Origin of the sequence: Leclercia adecarboxylata (genome assembly GCF_035787115.1) — a bacterium.
In the GTDB taxonomy this organism is placed as follows: domain Bacteria; phylum Pseudomonadota; class Gammaproteobacteria; order Enterobacterales; family Enterobacteriaceae; genus Enterobacter; species Enterobacter adecarboxylatus_E.
On sequence record NZ_JALKTL010000001.1, the window covers coordinates 806527 to 828917 of the forward strand.

The window sequence follows — 22391 nt, forward strand, 5'->3', positions numbered from 1 at the left end:
GGGTTTGTAGTGGCTATGCTTGTTTACCTCTCAGTTTTGCGATGGCGAAAATCAACAGGGTATTGATTATTACCGACGCCCCGAGAACGGTTAACATGAATAAATCATTCCATGCCTGCTCGGTGATAAAACCAACCAGATCGCTGAAGCGTCTAAACAAATAAACCTCAGGCAAAAACAGGTAAAAGGCTGAAAAAATCATGAGGAATGACAAGAACTGAATAAGCCATAGCCCTGCTTGTTTTTTAGGTGTCATCGTTAATGATTTCCTTATCACTGATTTAACTGTAGCTGGCACGTTTTGACTATTATCGCTTACTATAACGCGTAAAAATTAACAACCCGAGAACTTATTAACGGTAGTATGAGTAAGCATTTGCTAGTGAATACAAAGATTATCGGAATTTACTTTGCTTAATATTATTTTACCAGTAATTCTGTAGTACCATACCAACGGTCAGTGTAAGGAAACAAGGTGACTTATGGCATTACATGGAAAAATGATATTGAACGGAGCTGATTATGCGCCCTTCAATCTGTACGGCGTCGGCGTCTTTATGGCGCATTCAGGGAAAGGCGTATACCGAAATAAAGGCGCTTGTGGGGCAATTCCAAATGATGGCCCACTCCCCCCAGGTAAGTACTGGATTGTTGAGCGTGGTTCCGGCGGAGTTGGGTCATGGCTTAAAGCAAAATCTCAAGATCTGGTAAACAGGACTTTTTACGGCGCAGAATTTGATCGCGATGAATGGTTTGCCCTCTATAAGGATGACAGGGGTATTGATGACGGCACATGGATTAATGGCGTGTTTCGTGGTTTATTCCGCCTTCATCCGGGTACAATTTCTGAAGGTTGCATTACAATAGCCCACAATTCTGATTATGCCCTTATCCGAAACGCATTATTAAGAACATCGCCTGTACGGGTTCCCTGTCAGCGCTCTCTCATGGCTCGGGGTTGGGTTGAGGTGGTAAATACCTATGGTAACACTTGTCCGTAGAGCGTTAAAAATTGCGTACTACCTTCTGCTGTCAGTATGTGTAGGCCGCACCCTGGGAAGTCCTGAAATATGGATGAATGATAGCGTGACTCAATGGTTCGGGCACATATTATATGGCCCGGGAGAAATAGGCGCTGATAATTTCTACGACATCTATTTCTATATCACGATAATCACAGTTTTTCCGATAACAACCGTTATCTATATTTTAACAATGAAGTTAATTAAAAAATTAAGGAGCTTGTAAAATGCCAATCCCTCCCTATTTGTGGTTGAAGGACGACGGCGGTGCGGACATTAAAGGTTCAGTGGATGTTAAGGACCGTGAAGGAAGCATAGAAATAATCGGCATGAGTCATGGGATCAACCTGCCTGTAGATAGTGCAAATGGCAAAATCACCGGTACGCGGCAACATTCTTCTATGATGTTAGAAAAAGAGGTAGATAGTTCTACGCCTTATCTCTACAAAGCCGCAGCCTCTGGCCAAACGCTAAAAAGTGCCGAACTTCGTTTCTACCACATCAACGACGCCGGGCAAGAGGTCTGTTATTACACCGTATTAATGGAAAATGTAAAAATCACAGGTGTCAATTGCGGAGTACCAAACGTGAAAATATCCGGTAACGATAAAATGAATCATGTTGAAAGTATCAGCTTACAATATGAAAAAATCACCTGGCGCATTGTAGACGGAAATATTATGTTTACCGATGCATGGAATGAGCGTCCGACAGCCTGAACAAAGAGGGTGCATGCACCCTCATTTTTTTGCATGAAGGAAAACTGTTCGGCCTGACAGGCCCAGTGCTAACTCCGTCAGCGTTACCACTCATGAGCATAGGAACTTATGGGATGGTGAGGAGATTTTTTAAAAAGGAACACGACATGACAATTTTCTCTAATCTGTCTTACCCCCAATCTGACCAAAGCGTTATTCAGCAATTCATTACCCTGCCCCTTCCGATTGATGCCGATCTCTTTGATGTTTATGCGTGATAAATTTACCTCTTGTGTGCCGGATCGCTCTCAGTAATCAGTGTTAAAAGCAGGTTACGCTCAAGCCTCGAAGAAATGAGACGCGTCATTGACGCGTCTCCTCACTGATTCATTACCCGATAACGTCGCTTCAGAATGAAGGTTTACTTTCAGAGCTTTTTAACATTGCAACCAACGCTACGCTGCCCAGGATAACAACCGCAGCCAGTAAAACCATCTCCTGAAGACCGACCGCTGCCGAAATCTGCCCTCCAGCAAGTGCTCCCGTACCGATAGCGGCATTGAAAATAGCAACATAGAGGGCTGATGCCGGTTGTGCGGCCTCTTTCGCGCAACGAAGCAGCCATGTCTGCAACCCTACGAACACAATAGCCATAGCGGCGCCCCATATTGCCAGTAGCATACCTGTGAACCAGAGCGGAAGTGAGGCAAAGCGCTTCATACCAAGCATCCCCAGCGCGCCTGCGCTGAGAAGCAATGAGATCAAAATCAGCACCCTGAGATGGCGATCAATCAGCTTACCGGCAACAACATTCCCCAGCAGTCCGGACAGCCCTGAAATCAGCAACAGACCCGAAACGGAAGCCGTCGGGATATCGCGGGTTTTGGTCAGCAAGGGCTCAAGATAGGTGAATGCCGCAAAGTGAGCCGAAATAATACAGGCAGTTGCGCCAAAGAGAGAAAGAAGCACTGGATTTGTCGCTATGCCACGATAAACCTTCAGCCTCAGTGGCTGAGGGGAGTTCAGTGACGGGAGTGTCCAGAATAAAGCACAGGCGGCAGCCAGCGACAGCAGGGAAATCATGGTAAATGCATGGCGCCAGCCGGTCATGTCTGCAATAAAACTGGCCAGCGGCACGCCCATTACGCTGGCCGCCGAAACGCCACCAAAAATCACCGAGGTAGCCAGCCCCAGCCTGCCAGGCGGAACAAGCTGTACAGCCACTGTGCCGATCAACGCCCAGAAAACACCGTGCGCCAGCGCCCCCGTCATCCGTGCCGACATAAACAGACTCATCGTGTGAACCTGCGACACCGCCAGGCAAGACAGTGCCAGAAACAGCATCAGTGCTACAAGCAGAGCCTTACGTGAGATGCGCGCCGGCATCGCCCCGGACAGTAAGGCAGCCAGCGCGGCAACCCAGCCATAAGCCGTCACGGCAAGACCCGCCCCGGCTTCAGTCTGATGCAAATCCTTCGCCAGCGCACTCAACATGCCCACTGGCGCAAGTTCACTGGTTACAATCGAAAACGCGCTGATCCCGAGCGCGGTTACTGCCAGCCAGGTGCGTGCAGGCACCGGGCTTACCTGTAAAACGGTATCGTTCATGTCATATATACTCGTCAAAGAAAGCGGGAGAAATGTGTGAAGGGGATCCGGGGTCGGACAGCATCAGGTCCCCACGCCTTTCATCCCTTCTGGCGTGTAGCGTTCTCCGACAACCGGGAGGCTGGATAGCGCGATATGCAACGCGTCCAGCTCGTCACCGCTGAGCTGGACGTCAAGCGCCGCGGCGTTTTCGCTAAGATGCTGAAGATTGCAGGTGCCCGGTATGGGCACAACGTTGTCTCCCTGCGCCAGTAACCAGGCCAGCGCAATCTGTGAAGGCGTGCAGGCCTTGCTGACAGCAAGGGCGGTTATCACCTCCACGAGGGAATGGTTTTTTGCGAGATTTTCCGCCTGGAAGCGAGGCAGCTGACTACGGAAATCGCCGTTCTGAGGTACCGGCTCATGTTGAAATCTGCCCGTCAGAAAGCCCCGCCCTAATGGCGAATAGGCCACGAATCCGATCCCAAGCGTTTTACACAGGGGAATGACGCTGGCCCCGGCCTCACGACTCCAGAGGGAATACTCTGTCTGAACCGCCGCGACAGGATGGACCGCATGAGCGCGCCTGAGCGTCTCTGCACTGACCTCGCATAACCCGATGTGACCAATTTTCCCTTCTTTAACAAGCTGCGCCAGGCCGGCCATCGTCTCTTCAATCGCCGTGTTGCTGTCAATACGGTGCACGTAGTAGAGATCAATGTGCTCCACGCCCAGACGTTTAAGCGACGCTTCGCAGCATTTGCGCGCGTAGTCAGGCGTATTACAGAGCTGTCTCTGGTATTCGCCGGGCCGACGCACAATGCCAAATTTCGTTGCCAGCTTCAGCGCAGGCTGGCGCGTTTTAATGAATCTCCCAAGTAATTCCTCGTTATGCCAGGGTCCGTAGGTATCAGACGTATCGAGGAAGTTAATCCCCAAATCCATAGCCTTATCCAGCACCGCCAACGACGCATCGTCGTCACGTGGCCCGTAGAATTCGCTCATACCCATGCAGCCCAGGCCAAGCGCAGAAACAGTGAGGGAGGAAGTCAGATTACGTTTTTGCATGTTTATCTCCTTGTGGAGATTGCAGTATCATCCTGCGATAAGTGATAAAACAGCGCTGAAAACGGAGAGCCGTTTTCCATAATCGGAAAATATGAAAACAGATTTTAACTGGGACGATACGCGGATATTTCTCGCCATTGCCCGTGCGGGTACGCTGAGCGGCGCAGCGGAGGCCATGAATATGGGGATTGCCACGCTCTCAAGAAGACTGGACAGGCTTGAACAAGCGCTGGCAGTGCCGCTATTCAGCAGGCACCAGAACGGCTATCGGTTAACGGATGATGGGGAGGCGCTTCTGGAGCGGGCGGAGGCGCTGGAATATGCGGGGCTCGCTTTCGGCGAGTCTGCCAGGTTACAGGGTAACGTTGCCGGGCTTGTCCGGCTGGCAACATCTGACAACCTGGCCACGCATTTTATTCTTCCTTCGCTTACAGGATTGCTGCAAAACTATCCCGACCTGCGGGTAGAGGTGCTCAGCGGCGTGGCCTCGGTCAACCTGCATCGCAGGGATGCCGATTTAGCAATACGCATGGTTAAACCGGACAGCGGAAATCTGACGCTGAAGCGGCTTGGAACCGTGGGATTCGGGCTCTACGCCGACAAAACATATCTAAATCAATGGGAGGATAGTGCTACTGAGCTACTGTTAAGCCACGGGCAGTATGTTGGCTGGTCAGAATCTCATCAGCACCTGCCCGCTGCGCGGTGGGTAACGCGGATGCTGCGCGGCAGGCCCTGCAAAGTAGAAGCGAATACGCTTGTGGCGCAATTATCGGCCGTTTCAGCAGGTCTGGGCCTGGGCATTTTGCCGCACTTTATGGCGAGGAAAAACGCCCTGCACTGCGTCAGCGCAGACGTTGGCGTGGATCAGACATTGTGGTTAGTGATGCACTCAGACCTGGCACACTCCCGGCGAGTCAGGGTCGTTGCCGATCATTTAATCGCGTTATTTGAGGAGATAAAAGATTCCCTCGCGATGCCCTGAACATAAACACATACCCGGGCCCGCTTACCGCGGACCCGGTATCTCACTCACTCCTTAACCCGCGCCCGCTTCCCTCTCTGCTCTTCCTCGCTCTCCGCCGCTTTCACCAGCGTAAAGCTAAAGTTCACCTCCGTATGCTCCCCTTCAATACCACGCTGTTTAGCTACGGCACTGTCCGTCACCTTCACCGGCTCTGCAATCAGCTCCGCCCTCGTCGCGAACGCAAAGTCATCCCACAGATACTCATCCCCGTTGAGGTTGATCTGGGTGGTCAGATGCTTATACCCCGGCGCTGACACAAAGAAGTGCACGTGCGCCGGGCGGTTACCGTGGCGGCCAATGGCTGTCAGCAGCTTCTGGGTTGGGCCATCCGGTGGGCAGCCGTAGCCGCACGGCACGATGCTGCGCACCGTGTAGCGACCGTCGTCACCGGTACGGACGCGGCGGCGCAGGTTGTATTCGCTCTGCGACTGGTCGAAGAACGAATAGCCGCCGAGGGTGTTGGCGTGCCAGATATCCACAATCGCACCCGCCACCGGCTTACCGTTCAGATCGGTCACCTGGCCCTGCAACCACATGGTTTCTGCCTGCTCTTTGCCGTCGTCCATGCGGGCAAAGCCTTCGCTCAGCGGGGCGTTGGCTACGTACAGTGGCCCTTCGATGGTGCGCGGAGTTCCCACCTCGTTGCCGGATGCCGCCTCTTTCTCGTCGGCACGCATGTCCAGATAGTGCTCCAGGCCCAGACCGGCCGCCAGCAGCGCCGCTTCCTGGCGTCCGCCCAGCTCGTTGAGGTAGTTCACCGCAATCCAGAACTCTTCATCGGTCACGTCGAACTGCTTGATGGTCTTGCACAGGTCGCTCAGCAGTTGATGCATGATGTTCTTTAAGCGGTCGTTACCGCCGGTGGAATTTAAGCCGCTGCTGATGGCCAGTAAGCTTTCCAGTTCGGTTTGATGCGCAGGATTCACAGACATTGCATATTCCTCTTTGTAGGGTACTTGTTGTAGTTATTGCGACGACTCTTGTTCGTGATGAATGGATGACGGATGCATACACAGAGGCTGCACGCTAATCTCCATCCACGGGTAGAGCGGCAGCGCGGTCAGGATGTCGTGCAGCTCCTGGTTGTCCGCCACGTCAAAAATGCTGACGTTGGCGTACTGGCCCACCACGCGCCAGATGTGCGGCCACTTGCCCTCGCGCTGTAAGCGCTGTGAGTAGGCTTTCTCTTTCGCTTTGATGGCTTCGACGTCTGCCGCAGGCAGCGACGACGGAATGTTGACCGTCATTTCCACTTTAAAAAGCATCGTGTTTACCTTTAGTTACGTGCGTAATGACGCAGCTTGTCTTCGTCGATATCGACGCCTAATCCCGGCCCCTGGGGTAACGACACCTCTCCCTGGCTGAAATCCAGCGGACGGACCACGATGTCATCCTTCAGCAGCAATGGGCCGAACATCTCGGTGCCCCACTGCATCTTCACCGTTGACCAGGCGTGCAGCGAGGCGACGGTACCGAGCGTGCCTTCCAGCATGGTGCCGCCGTACAGCGCCACGCCCGCCGCCTGCGCCACGTGCGCCAGCTTCAGGGCCTGCGCCGGGCCGCCCGCCTTGGCGATCTTCAGGGCATACGCCCCGGTAAAGCCGCCGCTCGCCAGGGCGTAGCCGTCGTGACTGGTTGCCACCGCTTCGTCGGCGAGGATCGGCACCGTAAAGCGCTGGCTGAGGGTAATTAACCCTTGCCGATCCCACAGCGGGATCGGCTGCTCCACCAGATCGATGCCGCCTGCCTGTAGCTGGGTCATTCCTTTGATGGCAGTGGTCAGATCCCAGGCCTGGTTGACGTCCACCCGCACGCTGACTTCATCCCCCAGCGCCGCCTTGATGGCTAACGCGTGGCGAATGTCTACGTCCAGCCCGCGGGCGCCGATTTTCAGCTTGAAGGTGTTGTGACGCCCCTCCGCCAGCAGGCGTTTACCCTCTTCGATGTCTTTCTGCGTGTCGCCGCTCGCCAGGGTCCACAGCACCGGCAGGCGATCCGTCAGCGCCCCGCCCAGCAGCGCGCTCACCGGCAGATCCAGCGCTTTACCCTGGGCATCGAGAAACGCGGTTTCGAGGGCGGATTTGGCGAAAGTGTTGCCCTTCACGTGGGCGTTCATCCTGTCGGCAAGCTGTGCCACGCCGCTGAACGACTGGCCGCACAGCAGCGGGGCCAGATAGGTTTCAATGGCGGATTTGATCGCTTCCGGACTTTCCGGGCCGTAGCTCATACCGCCGATGGTGGTGGCTTCGCCCCAGCCCGTTACCCCGTTTGCGCACGCCATTCTGACGATGGCGAGCGTCTGGCAACCCATGGTCGCCATCGACAGCTTGTGCGGGCGGATGGTAGGAATGTCCACCAGCCAGCAGGCCAGGGATTCTATGGTGAGGGTCATGTCATGCTCCTGCGGGTTAAAAAGGTCAGCACCTGCTGATTGAAGGCTTCCGGGCAGGCGACGTTCGACAGGTGCGAGGCGGGTAACGTCGCATACTCTGTCTGCTTCGCCTGGGCCGCGATCCACTGGGCGTCCTGCACGGTGGTGACCGGATCTTCATCTCCGGCAATGACCAGCATCGGGCGCAGCATCGCCGCTACCTCATCGCGCAGATCGGCGGTAGCCAGCGTTTCGCAGCAGGCGGCGTAGCCGTCGGCGGGCGTGTCGGCCAGGCCGTCAATCAGCAGCTTCACCACGCCGGGATTGCTGTGGCGATAAGCCGGGGTGAACCAGCGTTCCGCCGCGCTGCCGGCAACCGGGGCCATCCCCTGCTGGCGCACCGTCGCCGCGCGCTGGAGCCAGCCTCTGGACTCGCCGATTTTCGCCGCGGTGTTCGCCACCACGATGCGTTCAAAACGGGAAGGCGCATGACGGTTCAGCCACAGGCCGGTCATGCCCCCAAGCGAGATGCCACAAAAACAGGCCCGCTCGACGTCGAGACGATCCAGCAGGGCAATCACGTCCTGGCCCAGCGTGTCGAGGGTGAAGCCCGTTTCCGTAACCGGCGAGCGACCGTGGCCGCGGGTGTTGTAGCGCAGCACGCGAAAATGCCGGGTAAAGTCGGTCATCTGTCCCTGCCACATCGGCCAGGTGGTGCCGAGGGAGTTGGAGAGCACCAGCAGCGGCGCTGCTTCTGGCCCGTCGAGGCGATATTCCAGATCCATTCACGCCTCCTCGGTTTCGGCGTTCAGGGCAAAGGTCAGCACCACCGGGGTAACGGACTGCAGATACTCCGCCGTCACGTCGCCAAAGAGTTCGCGCACCACCATGCCCTGGTCAGTGATGTCTATCACCGCCATGTCGGTATAGATGCGGTCGATACAGGCCATGCCGGTCAGGGGATAGGTACAGGTCTGGACGATTTTGCACTCGCCCTGGCGGGTCAGATGTTCGGTCATCACATAGACGCGCTTCGCGCCAATCGCCAGGTCCATCGCCCCGCCGACGGCGGGAATAGAGGACGGTTCGCCCGTGCTCCAGTTCGCCAGGTCGCCACGTCCGGAGACCTGATAAGCCCCCAGCACGCAGATATCCAGGTGGCCGCCGCGCATCATGGTGAACGAATCGCCGTGATGGAAGTAGCAGCCGCCCGCCAGCAGGGTTACCGGCTGTTTTCCGGCGTTAATCAGCTCCGGATCCTCTTCTCCCGGTGCAGGAGCAGGCCCCATGCCGAGAATGCCGTTTTCGCTGTGCAGGAAGATCTCGCGATCGGCCGGAAGATAGTTGGCGATCCGGGTCGGCAGGCCGATCCCGAGGTTGACATAGGCCCCTTCCGGGATGTCGCGGGCGATGCGTTCCGCCAGCTGTTGATGGGTCAGTTTATTCACGGGTTCTCCTTATGCAGTCTGCGACAGGCGAATAGGTGCGACCGTCACCACGCGCTGGACAAAAATGCCCGGCGTCACCACCGCTTCCGGGTCAAGCTCGCCGAGGGACACCGTCTCGCTCACCTGCGCAATGGTGCAGCTGGCGGCGGCGGCCATAATTGGCCCGAAGTTGCGCCCGGTTTTGTCATACACCAGGTTGCCCCAGCGGTCGGCCTTCAGGGCTTTGATCAGGGCAAAATCGGCTTTTAACGGGTACTCCAGCACGTAATCTTTGCCGTCGATATGGCGGGTCTCTTTGCCCGCTGCCAGCTCGGTGCCAAACCCGGTGGGGGTGAAGATCGCCCCCAGCCCGCTGCCGCCCGCCTGAATGCGCGCTGCGAGATTGCCCTGCGGCACCAGCTCCAGCTCAACCTGGCCGCGACGGTAGAGGTCGTCAAACACCCAGGAGTCGGTCTGGCGCGGGAAGGAGCAGATCACCTTCTTCACGCAGCCAGCCTTCAGCAGCGCCGCCAGGCCGTAGTCACCGTTCCCGGCGTTGTTGCTAATCAGGGTCAGATCCCGCGGCTTGCGGCGGATCAGAGCATCGAGCAGTTCGGCGGGCTGTCCGGCCGCGCCAAATCCGCCCACCATCACCACCGCGCCGTCAAAAATGTCCGCCACGGCGGCATCGGTGGCGGCAATCCGTTTATCAATCATTTGCTTACCTCGTTGTTATTCGTTGACGGCAGGCTGCGCAGGGCGATCCACGCCAGCAGGGCATAGGCCATCAGCAGCAGAGAGACCGGCCAGGAGGCGTCGAAGTGCATCAGCAGCGCCACCGCCAGCATCGGCCCCAGGCCACCGGAGAAAATAGAGCCTACCTCATGCCCCAGCGCCAGGCCGGAGTAGCGCACGCGCACCGGGAACAGGTCGCTCATGATGCAGGGCTGGGTGCCGATCATCGCCCCGTGGCAGAACGGCAGGCCGAGCAGCATCGCCAGCATGATCCAGCCGTAGTCCCCGGTAGAGAGCAGCCAGAAGAACGGGAAAGCCATCACCAGCAGGCCGATGACGCCGATGTAGTAGACCGGCTTCAGGCCGATACGATCCGAGAGCGCCCCCCAGAACAGGATCGAGAAGAACTCCACCAGCATCGCCAGGGTCACGGCGCTGATGATCTCCCCGGTGCCGATACCGATGTGTCTGGCGTAAACCACCGAAAAAGTGAAGAAGATATAGGAGGCGCCGTTCTCCGGCAGGCGCAGGGCAATGGCCTGCAGCAGCGCTTTCGGGTGCTCGCGCACCAGCACCATCAGCGGGATCTTCTCGTGTTTTTCTTCGGGTTTCGCCTGAGCGAAGGCTTTGCTCTCGCGGATGTTCTTGCGGATATAGACCCCGACCAGGAAGATGACGATGCTCAGCAGGAAGGGCACGCGCCAGCCCCAGCTCATCAGCTCGTCTTCCGGCAGTTTCTGTACCAGATAAAAGGCGAAGGCCGAGAGCACAAATCCGCCGGAGACCCCCATCTGGCTCCAGGCGGTGAAGTAGCCGCGACGCGATGCCGGGGCGTTCTCGCTGAGCATCAGCACCCCGCCGCCCCACTCTCCGCCTGAGGCCACGCCCTGTAAAAAGCGCAGCGTGATCAGCGACAGCGGCGCCCAGATGCCGATCTGCGCGTAGGTTGGCAGCAGGCCGATGACGAAAGTGGTGGCTCCCATCAGGGTCAGGGTCATGATCAGCGTCATCTTGCGGCTGTAGCGATCCCCGAGATGACCAAAGACAATCCCGCCCAGCGGACGGGCGAGGAAGCCCACCGCAAAGCCGGAGAAGGCCAGCAGCGTACCCTGCATCGGGTCGCCGCCCACCGGGAAGAACAGCGGACCAAACACCAGCGCCGCAGCGGTGCCGTACAGGAAGAAGTCATACCATTCCAGCGCATTACCCAGCACCGAGGCGAACACCAGCTTGCGCATCTGCCCGGCATCCTGTGCAGGCGCTGCCGAAGCGGCGCTGTTTTCAGTCACGACATTGCTCATCAGCGTTACCTTTTATTGTTGGTTTTACGCTTCCACGTCATACCCGACGGCATGGTAGCGACGGTTAAAGTAGACCAGCCCGCGCGGCGCTTCGCTGATGCGTATCGCCTGCACCTGGCAGTAGAAAACGGTGTGGCTGCCCACTTCATGGCAGGTGTCGATCAGGCAGTCGAAGCTGGCGACGGACGAGCTGAGTACCGGCGCGCCGCTGGCCATCACCTGCCAGGCGTCGTACTCAAAACGCTGCTCGGAGCGCAGGCTGGCGTTGGCGAAGATGCCGGACAGAGCCTGGTGTTCGCTGGAGAGAACGTTCACGCACAGGGTGCCGTTCTGCTTGAAATGCCCGTTGGCGTAAGAGTTGCGGTTCATACAGACCAGCAGCGTCGGCGGCGAGTCCGTCACGCTGCAGACGGCGGAGGCGGTAAAGCCAAATTTGCCCGCCGGGCCGTCGGTGGTGATAACGGAGACCGCACTCCCCAGCTGTGCCATGGCATTACGAAATTCGGTTTGCAGTGTCATAAGGAATTCCTCACAGATCGATGACTAAACGGGCGCTTCTGGCACGGGAACAACACAACAAAATCTGGTCGCCGTCGGCTTTCTCTTCGTCGGTCAGGTAGCTGTCGCGATGGTCCGGCTCGCCTTCCAGCACGTCGGTCAGGCAGCTGCCGCAGATCCCCTGCTTACAGGAGACGCACACCTTCAGCCCGGCCTGGGCCAGCGCCTCCACGATGGTCTGGTTCTCCAGCACCTGTACGGTGATGCCGCTGGCTGCCGCGAACACTTCAAAGGCCGCGCCACCGGTGACCACCTCCGCGCTGAAGCACTCCTGATGCACCTGCTCCGGGCGATAACCGAGGCGGGTCGCCTCGTCGGTGAGCGCATCCATCAGCCGCGCCGGACCGCAGGTGTAGACGTGGGTATTGGCCGGAACGTCAGTCAGTACCGCCGTCAGGTTCAGCCGCCGGGTGTCGCTGAAGTGCAGCTGAATGCGATCGGCATACGGCGCCTGCTCCAGCTGCGGAATAAATGCCGCCAGATCCCGCGAACGCGCGCAGTAGTGGAGGCTGAAGGAGCGCCCGCTGGCGTGCAGTTCGGCGGCCATCGCCAGCATCGGGGTGATACCGATCCCGCCGCCAATCAGCAGGCTATGGCTGGCGGTCTCATCCAGCGCAAACAGGTTGCGCGGGTCGCTGACCTGGATCCGATCCCCCACGTTCAGGGCATGGGCGGCCAGGGAACCGCCCTGGGATTGGGTGTCTTTCAGAATGCCGAGCTGGTAGTGCCGGCGATCCTGCGGGTCGCCGCACAGGGAGTACGGACGCACCAGGTCCTCTGCCAGATGCAGGTCGATATGCGCCCCCGCGCTGAAGGCCGGGAGATCGATACCGTCAGAATGCGCCAGCGTCAGCAGAACCACCTCGCCCTGCAACTCCCGCCTGATAACCTGTAATGTCAGCATGTTGGCTCCTTAACGCATAAACAGACCGCCGTTGATGTCCCAGGTCGCCCCGGTGACAAACGACGCCTGCGGTGAGGCCAGCAAAGCCACGGCCCGGGCGACAAACTCTGCTTCACCCAACCTGCCCACCGGGATCGCCTGCAGCAGCCCGGCCATCTTCTCTTCCGGCACCAGGGCGTGAACTATCGGCAGATCCATCGGACCCGGGGCGATGGCATTCACCGTCACGCCGGATTTGCCGAGCTCCCGGGCAAACACTTTGGTCAGGGTCAGAATGCCGCCCTTCGAAGCCGCGTAATGGGCACCCGACGCGGTACCGCCGTTCTGCCCGGCCAGTGAGGCCAGGTTGATGATCCGACCGTAGCCACGGCTGGAGAAGTAGCGCCCCAGGGTCTGGCAGCCAACAAAGGTGCCGCGCAGGTTGGTGGCGATCACCCGGTCGAACTCCTCGACGTCAATCTCCATCACCGGGGTGGCGAGGGTCAGCGCGGCGTTGTTCACCAGCCCCTCCAGGCTGCCGAAGCGTTCAACGGAGGCCTCCAGCGCCCTGGCAAAATCCTGCGGCTGGCGGATATCCAGCCCCAGCGCCAGCACGCTGCCCTGTCCGTCATCCAGGCGATCCGCCGCCTGCTGTGCGCGAGCGGCATCGACGTCGGTCAGCACCACCTGGTACCCCTCCGCCAGCAGGTGGGCGGCAATCACGTTGCCCAGACCGGCGGCCGCGCCGGTCACTAATAGGGTGTGCGTCATGGGCGGCTCCTCAGAGGATGTAGCCGATGCTGTGCAGCACATCGTCGCTGTTGACCAGACGGATCACCTTTTGGCTAATCAGTAACGTGCCGTCCTGCGGTTTCAGGTGCCAGGTGATGTCCGCCGCGTAGTGGCGACTGTGGCCTTTGCGGTGCTCCCACAGGGACTGCGCCCCGCGCACCACGATCAGATCCTCGCTGGACTCCAGCAGACGGAAGCGCGACAGGGTGCGCAGCGTTCTGGCGCGCGGCGTGGTGGAGATGGACTCCCCGCTGTAGAGGCGCTTCACCCGGCGCTCGCGCATGTGGTGATCGTCGCAGGCGTAGTTGAGGGTGTTTTTGAAATCCGTTTCGTTCGGATCGATCGGCACCACGTACAGGCCGTCACGCTGCCAGAGATCCAGCCAGGCGTTGAACTCGCCCTGGTCCAGCAGATCGCCTTCGAGGTTGATTACGGACATGGCCGCAAACAGCACAGAATCTGGCGTCATCATTTTTCGCTCTCCGTCATCAATTTTTTCCACTGCTGATAGGCTGCGCGCATCCCGGTCTCGGCGCTGACGTCGCTGCGCAGGCCATCGTCGGTGCGGTATTCCCCGGCCAGGCCGCGGTTAAGCATGATCCACAGGTCATCCCCGGCGGTGGCGCCGCGCTGAACGCGCTCCCAGGCTTCGGAGTCGTCCGGCGTGCCAAAGCCCATCGGCCCCTGGAAGTGCTCGTGCAGACGCAGACGCGCCTGGTTGGCAATCTCCGGCCCGCCGTCCATAGTGATCACCGCGTGGTGAATCTCGGTTTCCATCACTGAGACCGGCTGCAGGACGCGGAAGAAGGCCATTGAACAGGCGATGTTCGGGAACAGGTTGAGGTTGAAGCCGGAGCCGCCCACCGCACGCACGATGCGGCGCACCTGCTCTTCGTCATGGTCTTTGCGCAGTGCGTCAGCCAGCTCGACAAAGCGCTCCGGGATCGGCGCATCGAGGTTAGCTTCCAGGTCCACCAGCTCGGGGATCATCACCATCACGCTGTGGCCGTTGCCGAGATCTTCGACATAGCCGCTGCCGTCCACGAAGTTCAGCATCTCTTCGGTCTGCTTATCGACCGAACTCAGGAAGGAGCGGTGCACCACCGGGAAGTGATAGCCGTCGGTGGTGTTTTCCAGCTGGATCTTCCAGTTGCCCGGGAAGCGGAAGCGGTGCGCAGGCCCGGTCTTAATTGGGTAGCCCGCCCCCTGCTTCATAAAGAGATCCATCCACTTCTTCGCCGCGCCGAGGAACTCCTCCAGCGGCTCGATCTGCTCGTTAAAGGTGGCAAACACCATGCCCGCATACTGTTCGGTACGCAGGGAGACCAGCCCCAGTTCGCCTTTCTCAAGCCTGTCGGCATAGCTTTCCGGGTGCGGCACGCCGCGCAGGCTGCCATCCAGGGCGTAGCCCCAGCCGTGGTACGGGCAGACGAAGCTGTTGGTTTTGCCGCTGCGGTGTTCGCAGACGGTAGCCGCGCGGTGGCGGCAGCGGTTCAGCAGGGTGTGAATAGTGCCTTTACGGTCACGCACTACGATCACAGGCTGGGTGCCGATCTCGGTGGTTTTGAAGCTGCCGGTCTCCGGGATCTCGCTGACGTGCGCCACCCAGACCCAGGTTTTGCTGAAAATACGGTCCAGCTCCAGCTGGAACAGCTCGTCTGAGGTGTAGAGCGAGGTATGGACGCGATCGTGTTTGACCAGGGCGGCAATCTCTTCCCGGGTCGGGACCGGCTGCGCCGTGGTATCGATATTTTTGACATTGATGAGGTGGTCACACTGCATAATCTTTCTCCTGCTGGCGATCGAAGTTCTAGTTTTTGTCCGGTACAGGTAACGCATCCGCCGCATGCCAGTGGCTCACCGGCCTGCTGAACAGGTTGCGGGTGGTGAAATGGTGCATGGTCATCTCGCCCGCCTCGCGACGGAAAATGATCTGCAGCTCGGCGGCATTCAGATGGGCACCGCCAGCGGTAAAGGCGGAGGTTTGCAGCATCTGCCAGCGGCCATGCAGCTCGCCGTCGGCATCGTGATACAGTGCCTCGGAGCACAAAAAGTGGCCGTTCAGGGCGAAGTGCGCGGGCGTGCGGACATAGCCCGCCATCATCGCCACTATCGCCTCGCGTCCCTGATGTCTTCCCAGCCGGGTGGCGTATGGCTCACCCAGCCCTTCCCAGCAGGCGTCTGCGCTGAACAGGGCACCAATGGCCTGCACCGTCTCCATGCTGTCCAGCCGATCGCACAGCCGCATGTAAGTGCTGATACAGACCCGGGCTGCCTGCTGATCCTCAAGCTGCTGTAAACGCAGCGCATCCTGTGGGCTCATGATCCACTCCGTTACTGAATAATCAGTTCACGCCCGACGCGGGCTTCAATCTTGCAGTACTTCCACAGCTTGCTGTCGCCGTCCCCCACTGGGGTGGTGCGGAACAGGTTGCAGGCGGCCACCACGCTGTCGAGGGTGTCGGCATCGGCCAGCACGTAGGTGGTCCAGGGCGAAGTGGTGGACGGGCCGACCATCAGACGGTCATCGTCCATGTTGCCGATAACGCGGATACCCTGGGTCTCGTCGATGCCTTTCATCATCACGCCGAATGCGGCCCACACCTGTCTGGCTTCTGCCGGGGTGGCATCGAAAAAGTTCTGGTTCACGCCGATGCAAAACAGCACGCGTAAGGTTGTTGTCTGGCTCATCTGTTGCTCCTTTCGTAAAAATTACAAATAACCCGGCAGAGGCTGGCCACCGAAATAGACCGTACCGGCATTGAGATAAGAGAGGTCGCCCATAAAGGCGTGCTGGGTGATCACCAGCGTGTCGCGGACATAGCGTTGCAGCGGGCTTTTCATGGTGATGCCCCCCATGCCGTTCAGCGCCAGCGCCTGACGGGTAACTTCAGCGGCCACGCGGGTGACGTGGGTGGAGGAGAGCCGCAGGGCGTTGATCTGCGCGCAGGCGGGCTCATCCCCGGCGAGGATGCACTGCCACACGTCGTCGATGGCATCGTAGAACCAGGCACGGGCCGAGCGCAGATCCGCTTCACAGCGGGCAATCTGCATTTGCGCCTGCGGACGGTCGGCCAGGCGCGGGGCGCCGGTCACCGACTGCTGGCGATGGGCAATGGCATAGATTTCCTGGAGGGCAGCGCGGGCCACGCCGAGCGCCACCACCGACAGCACCTGGGTGGCCAGCGACAGCACCGGATAACGATAAAGCGCGCCATCGAGGTTAAGCGCGCCGCCGCGCACAAAGGTCCACTCCCGGGGTACGTAAGCATCATTCACCACCAGGTCGTGGCTGCCGGTGCCCGCCAGACCGACGGTGTTCCACACCGGATCGATCTGCACGCTGTCGCGCGGCAGTACCGCCATCCGCGGCAATGTTTCGCCGCTCTCCGGCAGGATGCCGACGCCAAACACCGAGGCGCCCATGCTGCCGCTGGCAAAGCCCCAGCGGCCGCTGACGCGGTAGCCGCCGTCCGCCAGCACTGCCTTTTGCGGCGGGAAGATGCCGCCGGCAAAGACCACGTCCGGGCCGTCGCGGTAGAGTTCTTTCAGGGTATCCGGCGGCAGCGCCCCAAGATAGAACGGGCTCATGCCGAAGCTGGCAACCCAGCCTGCGGAGCCATCGGCGGTGGCGATCTGCTCGATCAGCTCGCAGAACTGCGCCGGAGAGCACTCCTCGCCGCCGTAGATTTTTGGGACCAGTGCGCGGTAGACGCCAATCTGCTTAAAGCGGGCGATGATGTCGTCAGAGATGTGGCGCTGTTGTTCAAAATCGGCGCTGCGGGCCGCAACGTCATTCAGCAGTGGAACGAGTTCCTCACGAACATGAACGGCTGACATAGCTTCCTCCCAAAAGAGTGTGCGGCCTGCAGAGAGACGAGCGCTGCCGCAATGAGTGGTACTCACTGAGTTATTGTGCAAACTGTCGGTAAGACGGGACGGTTAGCGGCGTCGTCGCTCTGCCAGCCACTCAGCGGCCTGGATCAGCAGGCCCTCCTGCCCTTTAGCGGCAATCAGCTGCAGCGCCACCGGGCGGCCGCGCAGCGTGCCTGCGGGCAGGGTCAGCGCCGGGTGGCCGCTGAGGTTAAAGGGACGGACCAGCCGGGTGAGGTTCACCACGCTGAGGGGATCTTTGGCTTCTTCCAGCGTGGGCGGCAGTTCCGGCAGGGTCGCCAGCGCCAGCAGTGGGGTTTTCGCCAGCTGGTCATCCACCTGGGCGGTAAAGGTGTGGCGGATAGCTTCTGCGGCATTCAGGGCTTCGGCATGGATGTCGGCCCCGGCGCGGATGCGGGTCGCAACGTCGGCGGAGACCGCGCCGTTGCGCAGTAACGGGTTAAAGGCCTGCCAGTTTTCGTGGCTGATGAGGGTCAGCCCGGCGCGATGCGCGTCGCCCAGCAGCGGCAGTTCGGCCTGACGCGGATGCAGGTCAGCCCGGGCAAGGAAATTCAACAGCAGAGCGTCGATATCGATCAACGCCGACGCGATAAAACCGATGGCGGGCATGGACTGCAGCGGCGCGTCAACCGGCACCGCCAGACGGTTCAGCACCTCCCGCAGCATCTCGGGGCGACGGGCGAAGATCCCCACGCAGTCCAGCGAGCTTTGCGCGGGCATCACCCCTGCCCGGCTAAGCCGCCCGTAAGTGGGTTTCAGGCCGAGGATGCCGCAGCAGGCGGCAGGCATGCGCACCGAGCCGCCGGTATCGGTGCCGAGGGCAAAATCGACCTCGCCGGAGGCTACCACCGCAGCAGAGCCGCTGGACGAGCCGCCGGGGATCAGGTCAGGAAAGCGGGGATTAACCGGCGTGCCGCTCCAGGGATTGATACCGGTGACGCCGAACGCCAGTTCGTGCAGGGTGGTTTTTCCGGTCAGGACGCAGCGCTGCCCGAGAAGGGTTTCTACCACCCCGGCATGCTGTTCAGCCGCCGGGTTTGCCTCCAGCGCCGGGCAGCCGGCACGGGTGGCGAAACCGGCGATGTCGAGGGTGTCTTTCACCGCGAAGCGGAGGTCACCCTCACCAAGGGTAAACTGCGCGACGTAACCATTGCTCTCAGTAACTGGCTGCATGATTTGCACCTTAACCAGGAAAAACGAATCATATTCGGGCGGGGCAGTCTTCGCTGCGATTCGACCCATGTTTGTTCAGGTCAATCATGGAAGCTTTAGATGAATATTCAAGTAATATTTCACGTTAATTTTACGAAAAAATAACACTGAAACATTTTGTTAACACATGTGGATAAGTGAGTCAGGGCGATGAAAAATAACAATAAACGGTGCGCGGGGACGAAAAAAAAGCCGCCCTGACAGTGAAGGCAGCTTGTTATTATAAGTCTTTATTTACAGTGAGTTAGAGCAAAAATCTACGGCTGTCACAAAACCGAAATTCTCTGTTTTGGGGTTTAAAGCTCGTTCAGGTTGTCGAGCACTTTTGAGAGCGACAGGTTCATTCTGTCCATCTGGGCGGCGGTCATTCCCTTAAAACCCTTCTCGAAAACCTTGCTGGTCAGGCGGTGCGCCTCGGCCACTTTTTCGCGTCCGGACTCGGTGAGCATAACCTCTGTCACCCGGGCATCCTGCACGCTGCTGGCGGTGGTCACCAGGCCGTCATCGCGCAGGCGACCGACGATCTTGGTGACGGTGGGCATTTTAGCCATGGCATATTCGGAGATCTGCGAGATGCTGGCCTTACCGTACTGCTCGGTAATCATCAACACCCGAAAGCGGGACACATCGAGCTGCACCTTTTTCAGTGTAATTTCCATTACTTGCGTATAACGCGCGTAGACGTTGACTATCCAGTAGAACGGGAACTCTTCGCGGTGAAAAATGGGGCCGCTGTCTGACGATGTGTTCGTATGGCTCATGAAATGAGGTTCCAGAAGTGATGCAATGGCCGCAATTATACCCGCTATTTACCGCCTGCTATAGCCCGATTGCGCCCTGCCCCGGGCTGTTAACACATCACCGCGTCACAAAAGCCGTTCGACATCGCATTATGATTCGAAAACGCTACGTGATTAACAATTGCGTATCATTTTTCAAACATAACATTGACGTCTACAGGGGCGATTTTCTATACGTTAGCGCACGTGTTTGCGTTGGGTGAGCTCAGGTAGTACCCCGGCATAACACTATCTGGCTGATATTACCGATAAACGCAATGTGGAGCTTTTCATGAACGACAGTCCATCGCTGGAACAGACACGCTCCGACGTGCTGGGGCCGCCTTCGCCTGCTGACGCCACGCTCGACCCGCGTCAACAGCGGGTGATTAAAAAGTTATTCCGCAGATTAATCACTTTTTTGTTCATTCTGTTCGTCTTTTCGTACCTGGATCGCATCAACATCGGCTTCGCCGGGCTGACGATGGGCAAGGATCTGGGCCTTACCAGCACCATGTTTGGCCTGGCGACCACGCTGTTTTACGTGATGTATGTGATCTGCGGGATCCCCAGCAACGTGATGCTGAGCGTGGTGGGCGCCCGCCGCTGGATCGCTATTCTGATGGTGGTGTGGGGAATTGCGTCTACGGCCACGATGTTCGCCACCGGCCCTAATAGCCTGTACGTGCTGCGTATGCTGGTGGGGATTGCCGAAGCGGGCTTCCTGCCCGGGCTGTTACTCTATTTAACCTTCTGGTTTCCGGCGCACTACCGCGCTCGCGCCAACGCCCTGTTTATGATTGCCATGCCGGTAACGATGGCGCTGGGTTCGCTGGCCTCCGGGTACATTCTTAACCTTGATGGGGTAATGAACCTGAAAGGCTGGCAGTGGCTGTTCCTGCTGGAGGGCTTCCCGTCGGTCATTCTTGGCTTTGTGGTGTGGTTCTGGCTGGACGACAGCCCGGATAAAGCGCGCTGGCTGACCCAGGACGACAAAGCCTGCCTGAAGGAGATGCTGGAGGCGGATCGCCTGAATGCCCAGAGCACCCAACTGCGGGAGCAGGCCGCGCTGGCGCCGCAGCAGCGTAGCCTGATGCGCGAGCTGTTCACGCCGACCATCATGCTCTACACCCTGGCCTACTTCTGCCTGACCAACACCCTGAGCGCCCTGAGCGTCTGGACGCCGCTGATCCTGCGCAGCATCAGCGAGGAGAGCAGTAACGTCACCATCGGCATTCTGAGCGCCATTCCTCAGGTGTGTACCATTGTGGCGATGGTGTGGTGGAGTAAACGTTCCGACAAGCGCAACGAGCGTAAAGTCCACACCCTGCTGCCCTATCTGTTTGCCGCCGCAGGCTGGATCCTGACCGCCACCAGCGTGAATCCGATGCTGCAGTTCACCGGGATCGTGATGGCCTCGTCCGGCGCCTTTGCCGCGATGGTGATCTTCTGGACCACCCCGGATCGTTCCATCTCCCTGCGTGCCCGCGCGTTGGGTATTGCGGTGATCAACGCCACCGGGATGACCGGCGCCGCGCTGGGACCGCTGCTGATGGGGCTAATGAAAGACATCACCGGAAACTTCAACGCCGGGATCTTTATGGTGGCCGGTTTCCTGGTGCTGGGGGCGGCGGTGATTGCGCTGATTCCAATGAAGCAGGCAGCGAAGCAGCCAGAGGCGCTGAAGGGGCTGCCGACGAACGGATAATTTTCAGCCCCTGTGCAATATCGCCGGGTGGCGGCTACGCCTTACCCGGCCTACAGGTCGCTTTTGACTTTACAGGCCCGGCAAGCGTAGCGCCGCCGGGCACACAGGCCGCACGATTACATACTTATTCTGCTGCCACCGGTTTAACCCGCACTCCGGCGAACACCATCACCATTGCCGCCACCAGCAGCACGCCGCTGGCGGTAAATACCCCGCTGGCGCCGTTGAGATCAAACACCGCCCCGCCGCCGGCTGCACCGGCGCTTATCGCCAGCTGGATCGACGCCACCATCAACCCACCCGCGCTCTCGGCTTCGTCAGTCACGGTGGTGGCAAGCCAGGTTGACCAGCCCACCGGCACCAGACCAAAGGCAAAGCCCCACAGGCTTACCAGCAGACCGTCAACCAGCGCCAGATGACCAAAGGCCACCATCAGCAACGCCAGCATTCCCATTACGAACGGCACCAGCGCCAGGGTGAGACGCAAATTGCGCGCCAGCAGGTGTCCGGCAATGGAGGTGCCGACGAAGTTCGCCACGCCAAAGCCGAGCAGGATAAGCGAGATAGTCTCCACGCTCGCCTGCCCCACCGTCTCAAGGAAGGGGCGCAGATAGGTGAAGAAAGCAAAGTGGCCGCTGAAGATCAGAATGGTGGCCAGCAGGCCGCCGATCATCCCCGGACGGCGCAACACCCTTATCAGCGTGTTGAGGCTACCGCTGTTTTCCGGGCGCATCGACGGTAACACCCACAGCTGCCAGAGCAGGGCCAGCGCGCTGGGCACCACGCAGAGAATAAAGACGTTTCGCCAGCCGATCAGGCTACCGAGATAGCTTCCCAGCGGCGCGGCCACCACGGTGGCAATCGACACCCCGGAGAAGATAATCGCCAGCGCTTTAGGTACATCACTGGCAGGCACCAGCCGCATCGCGGTCGCGGTGGACATCGCCCAGAAACCGCCGATCGCCACACCAAGCAGCAGGCGCCCCATCAGCAGGACATGCAGCGAGGGCGCGAAGGCGACCAGTAAGCTTGAGATAATTTGCAACACCGAAAAGAACATCAGCACCCAGCGGCGGTCGATACTTTTGGTGGCAGAGGTGATCAGCAGACCGGTGACCAGCGCCACCAGCGCGGTTGCGGTCACCGATTGCCCGGCCACCCCCTCGCTGACACCCAGACTGGCGGCCATAGGCGTCAGCAGGCTGGCAGGCAGAAACTCGGCGACGATCAGGCCGAATACCCCCAGTCCCAGCGACCAGACCGCGCGCCAGGCGGGTCTGGCCGGGGCGCTGGCCTCGTTTGCGGCGATGGATGAATGCATTTGTAATA

General features: G+C 59.2%; 25 protein-coding genes. 4 read left to right on the top strand and 21 right to left on the bottom strand.

The genetic code is table 11. The annotated features are described in order from the left end of the window. Window positions 1–13 precede the first annotated feature (13 nt). Complete coding sequence (locus MXM41_RS03790) at window positions 14–256, bottom strand: hypothetical protein (protein ID WP_325929972.1); 243 nt, start codon at window positions 254–256, stop codon at window positions 14–16. A 226-nt stretch (window positions 257–482) separates the two neighbouring features. Here MXM41_RS03790 and MXM41_RS03795 point away from each other — a divergent pair, with 226 nt between their 5' ends. Beyond that, window positions 483–1001: a DUF2778 domain-containing protein gene (locus MXM41_RS03795; protein WP_325929974.1), complete on the top strand. Its 519-nt coding sequence runs from the start codon at window positions 483–485 to the stop codon at window positions 999–1001. Between the two features lie 248 nt (window positions 1002–1249). Next, window positions 1250–1741, top strand: a complete 492-nt coding sequence (locus MXM41_RS03800) for an Hcp family type VI secretion system effector (RefSeq protein WP_325929975.1) — start codon at window positions 1250–1252, stop codon at window positions 1739–1741. A gap of 387 nt (window positions 1742–2128) precedes the next feature. Here the strand turns inward: MXM41_RS03800 and MXM41_RS03805 are convergent, their stop codons facing one another. Continuing rightward, entirely contained in the window at window positions 2129–3328 is a 1200-nt protein-coding gene (locus MXM41_RS03805; protein ID WP_325929976.1) for an MFS transporter, read from the bottom strand. A gap of 63 nt (window positions 3329–3391) precedes the next feature. Next, on the bottom strand, window positions 3392–4375 hold the full coding sequence (locus MXM41_RS03810; protein ID WP_325929977.1) for an aldo/keto reductase: 984 nt from the start codon (window positions 4373–4375) through the stop codon (window positions 3392–3394). Window positions 4376–4466: 91 nt separating this feature from the next. On the opposite strand from MXM41_RS03810, the gene MXM41_RS03815 reads away from it, so the two are divergent. After that, window positions 4467–5360: a LysR family transcriptional regulator gene (locus MXM41_RS03815; RefSeq protein ID WP_325929978.1), complete on the top strand. Its 894-nt coding sequence runs from the start codon at window positions 4467–4469 to the stop codon at window positions 5358–5360. A gap of 47 nt (window positions 5361–5407) precedes the next feature. Here MXM41_RS03815 and catA read toward each other — a convergent pair whose 3' ends face one another. The 17 genes from catA to MXM41_RS03900 form a co-directional block, all read right to left on the bottom strand. Continuing rightward, a complete protein-coding gene (catA, locus tag MXM41_RS03820; RefSeq protein WP_325929979.1) occupies window positions 5408–6334 on the bottom strand; it encodes a catechol 1,2-dioxygenase in 927 nt (308 codons plus the stop codon). A 33-nt stretch (window positions 6335–6367) separates the two neighbouring features. After that, window positions 6368–6667 (bottom strand): muconolactone Delta-isomerase, encoded by a 300-nt coding sequence (gene catC / locus MXM41_RS03825; protein WP_325929980.1) that lies wholly within the window; start codon window positions 6665–6667, stop codon window positions 6368–6370. A gap of 11 nt (window positions 6668–6678) precedes the next feature. Beyond that, window positions 6679–7794 carry a muconate/chloromuconate family cycloisomerase gene (locus MXM41_RS03830; RefSeq protein ID WP_325929982.1) on the bottom strand — a complete coding sequence of 372 codons (1116 nt, stop codon included), beginning with the start codon at window positions 7792–7794 and terminating at the stop codon, window positions 6679–6681. After that, entirely contained in the window at window positions 7791–8558 is a 768-nt protein-coding gene (pcaD, locus tag MXM41_RS03835) for a 3-oxoadipate enol-lactonase (RefSeq protein WP_325929983.1), read from the bottom strand. Before pcaD ends, MXM41_RS03830 begins: the two co-directional genes overlap by 4 nt. Further along, entirely contained in the window at window positions 8559–9221 is a 663-nt protein-coding gene (locus MXM41_RS03840) for a 3-oxoacid CoA-transferase subunit B (RefSeq protein WP_325929984.1), read from the bottom strand. It abuts the gene before it with no gap. A gap of 9 nt (window positions 9222–9230) precedes the next feature. Then, window positions 9231–9917, bottom strand: a complete 687-nt coding sequence (locus MXM41_RS03845) for a 3-oxoacid CoA-transferase subunit A (RefSeq protein ID WP_325929985.1) — start codon at window positions 9915–9917, stop codon at window positions 9231–9233. Beyond that, complete coding sequence (locus MXM41_RS03850; RefSeq protein ID WP_325930847.1) at window positions 9914–11173, bottom strand: MFS transporter; 1260 nt, start codon at window positions 11171–11173, stop codon at window positions 9914–9916. The genes MXM41_RS03845 and MXM41_RS03850 overlap by 4 nt, the downstream gene beginning before the upstream one ends. A gap of 87 nt (window positions 11174–11260) precedes the next feature. Beyond that, window positions 11261–11755, bottom strand: coding sequence for a flavin reductase (locus MXM41_RS03855; protein ID WP_325929986.1), 495 nt, complete (start codon window positions 11753–11755; stop codon window positions 11261–11263). A 10-nt stretch (window positions 11756–11765) separates the two neighbouring features. Beyond that, the gene (locus MXM41_RS03860; protein ID WP_325929987.1) at window positions 11766–12698 is read right to left on the bottom strand and encodes a PDR/VanB family oxidoreductase; all 933 of its coding nucleotides are present in this window, start codon (window positions 12696–12698) and stop codon (window positions 11766–11768) included. Window positions 12699–12707: 9 nt separating this feature from the next. Further along, window positions 12708–13448, bottom strand: a complete 741-nt coding sequence (locus tag MXM41_RS03865) for an SDR family NAD(P)-dependent oxidoreductase (protein ID WP_325929988.1) — start codon at window positions 13446–13448, stop codon at window positions 12708–12710. Window positions 13449–13458: 10 nt separating this feature from the next. After that, window positions 13459–13938: an aromatic-ring-hydroxylating dioxygenase subunit beta gene (locus MXM41_RS03870; protein ID WP_325930848.1), complete on the bottom strand. Its 480-nt coding sequence runs from the start codon at window positions 13936–13938 to the stop codon at window positions 13459–13461. Beyond that, window positions 13938–15251 carry an aromatic ring-hydroxylating dioxygenase subunit alpha gene (locus MXM41_RS03875; RefSeq protein ID WP_325929989.1) on the bottom strand — a complete coding sequence of 438 codons (1314 nt, stop codon included), beginning with the start codon at window positions 15249–15251 and terminating at the stop codon, window positions 13938–13940. Before MXM41_RS03875 ends, MXM41_RS03870 begins: the two co-directional genes overlap by 1 nt. A gap of 28 nt (window positions 15252–15279) precedes the next feature. After that, a complete protein-coding gene (locus MXM41_RS03880) occupies window positions 15280–15792 on the bottom strand; it encodes a nuclear transport factor 2 family protein (RefSeq protein WP_325929990.1) in 513 nt (170 codons plus the stop codon). A gap of 11 nt (window positions 15793–15803) precedes the next feature. Next, entirely contained in the window at window positions 15804–16160 is a 357-nt protein-coding gene (locus MXM41_RS03885) for an IacB protein (protein ID WP_325929991.1), read from the bottom strand. A gap of 21 nt (window positions 16161–16181) precedes the next feature. Beyond that, window positions 16182–17309, bottom strand: a complete 1128-nt coding sequence (locus MXM41_RS03890) for an acyl-CoA dehydrogenase family protein (protein ID WP_325929993.1) — start codon at window positions 17307–17309, stop codon at window positions 16182–16184. A gap of 102 nt (window positions 17310–17411) precedes the next feature. Then, window positions 17412–18536, bottom strand: a complete 1125-nt coding sequence (locus tag MXM41_RS03895) for an amidase (RefSeq protein WP_325929994.1) — start codon at window positions 18534–18536, stop codon at window positions 17412–17414. 335 nt (window positions 18537–18871) lie between these two features. Then, complete coding sequence (locus MXM41_RS03900) at window positions 18872–19336, bottom strand: MarR family winged helix-turn-helix transcriptional regulator (protein WP_325929995.1); 465 nt, start codon at window positions 19334–19336, stop codon at window positions 18872–18874. Between the two features lie 310 nt (window positions 19337–19646). On the opposite strand from MXM41_RS03900, the gene hpaX reads away from it, so the two are divergent. Then, entirely contained in the window at window positions 19647–21062 is a 1416-nt protein-coding gene (gene hpaX / locus MXM41_RS03905) for a 4-hydroxyphenylacetate permease (protein ID WP_325929996.1), read from the top strand. Between the two features lie 124 nt (window positions 21063–21186). Here hpaX and MXM41_RS03910 read toward each other — a convergent pair whose 3' ends face one another. Next, a complete protein-coding gene (locus MXM41_RS03910) occupies window positions 21187–22383 on the bottom strand; it encodes an MFS transporter (protein ID WP_325929997.1) in 1197 nt (398 codons plus the stop codon). Window positions 22384–22391: the final 8 nt, after the last annotated feature.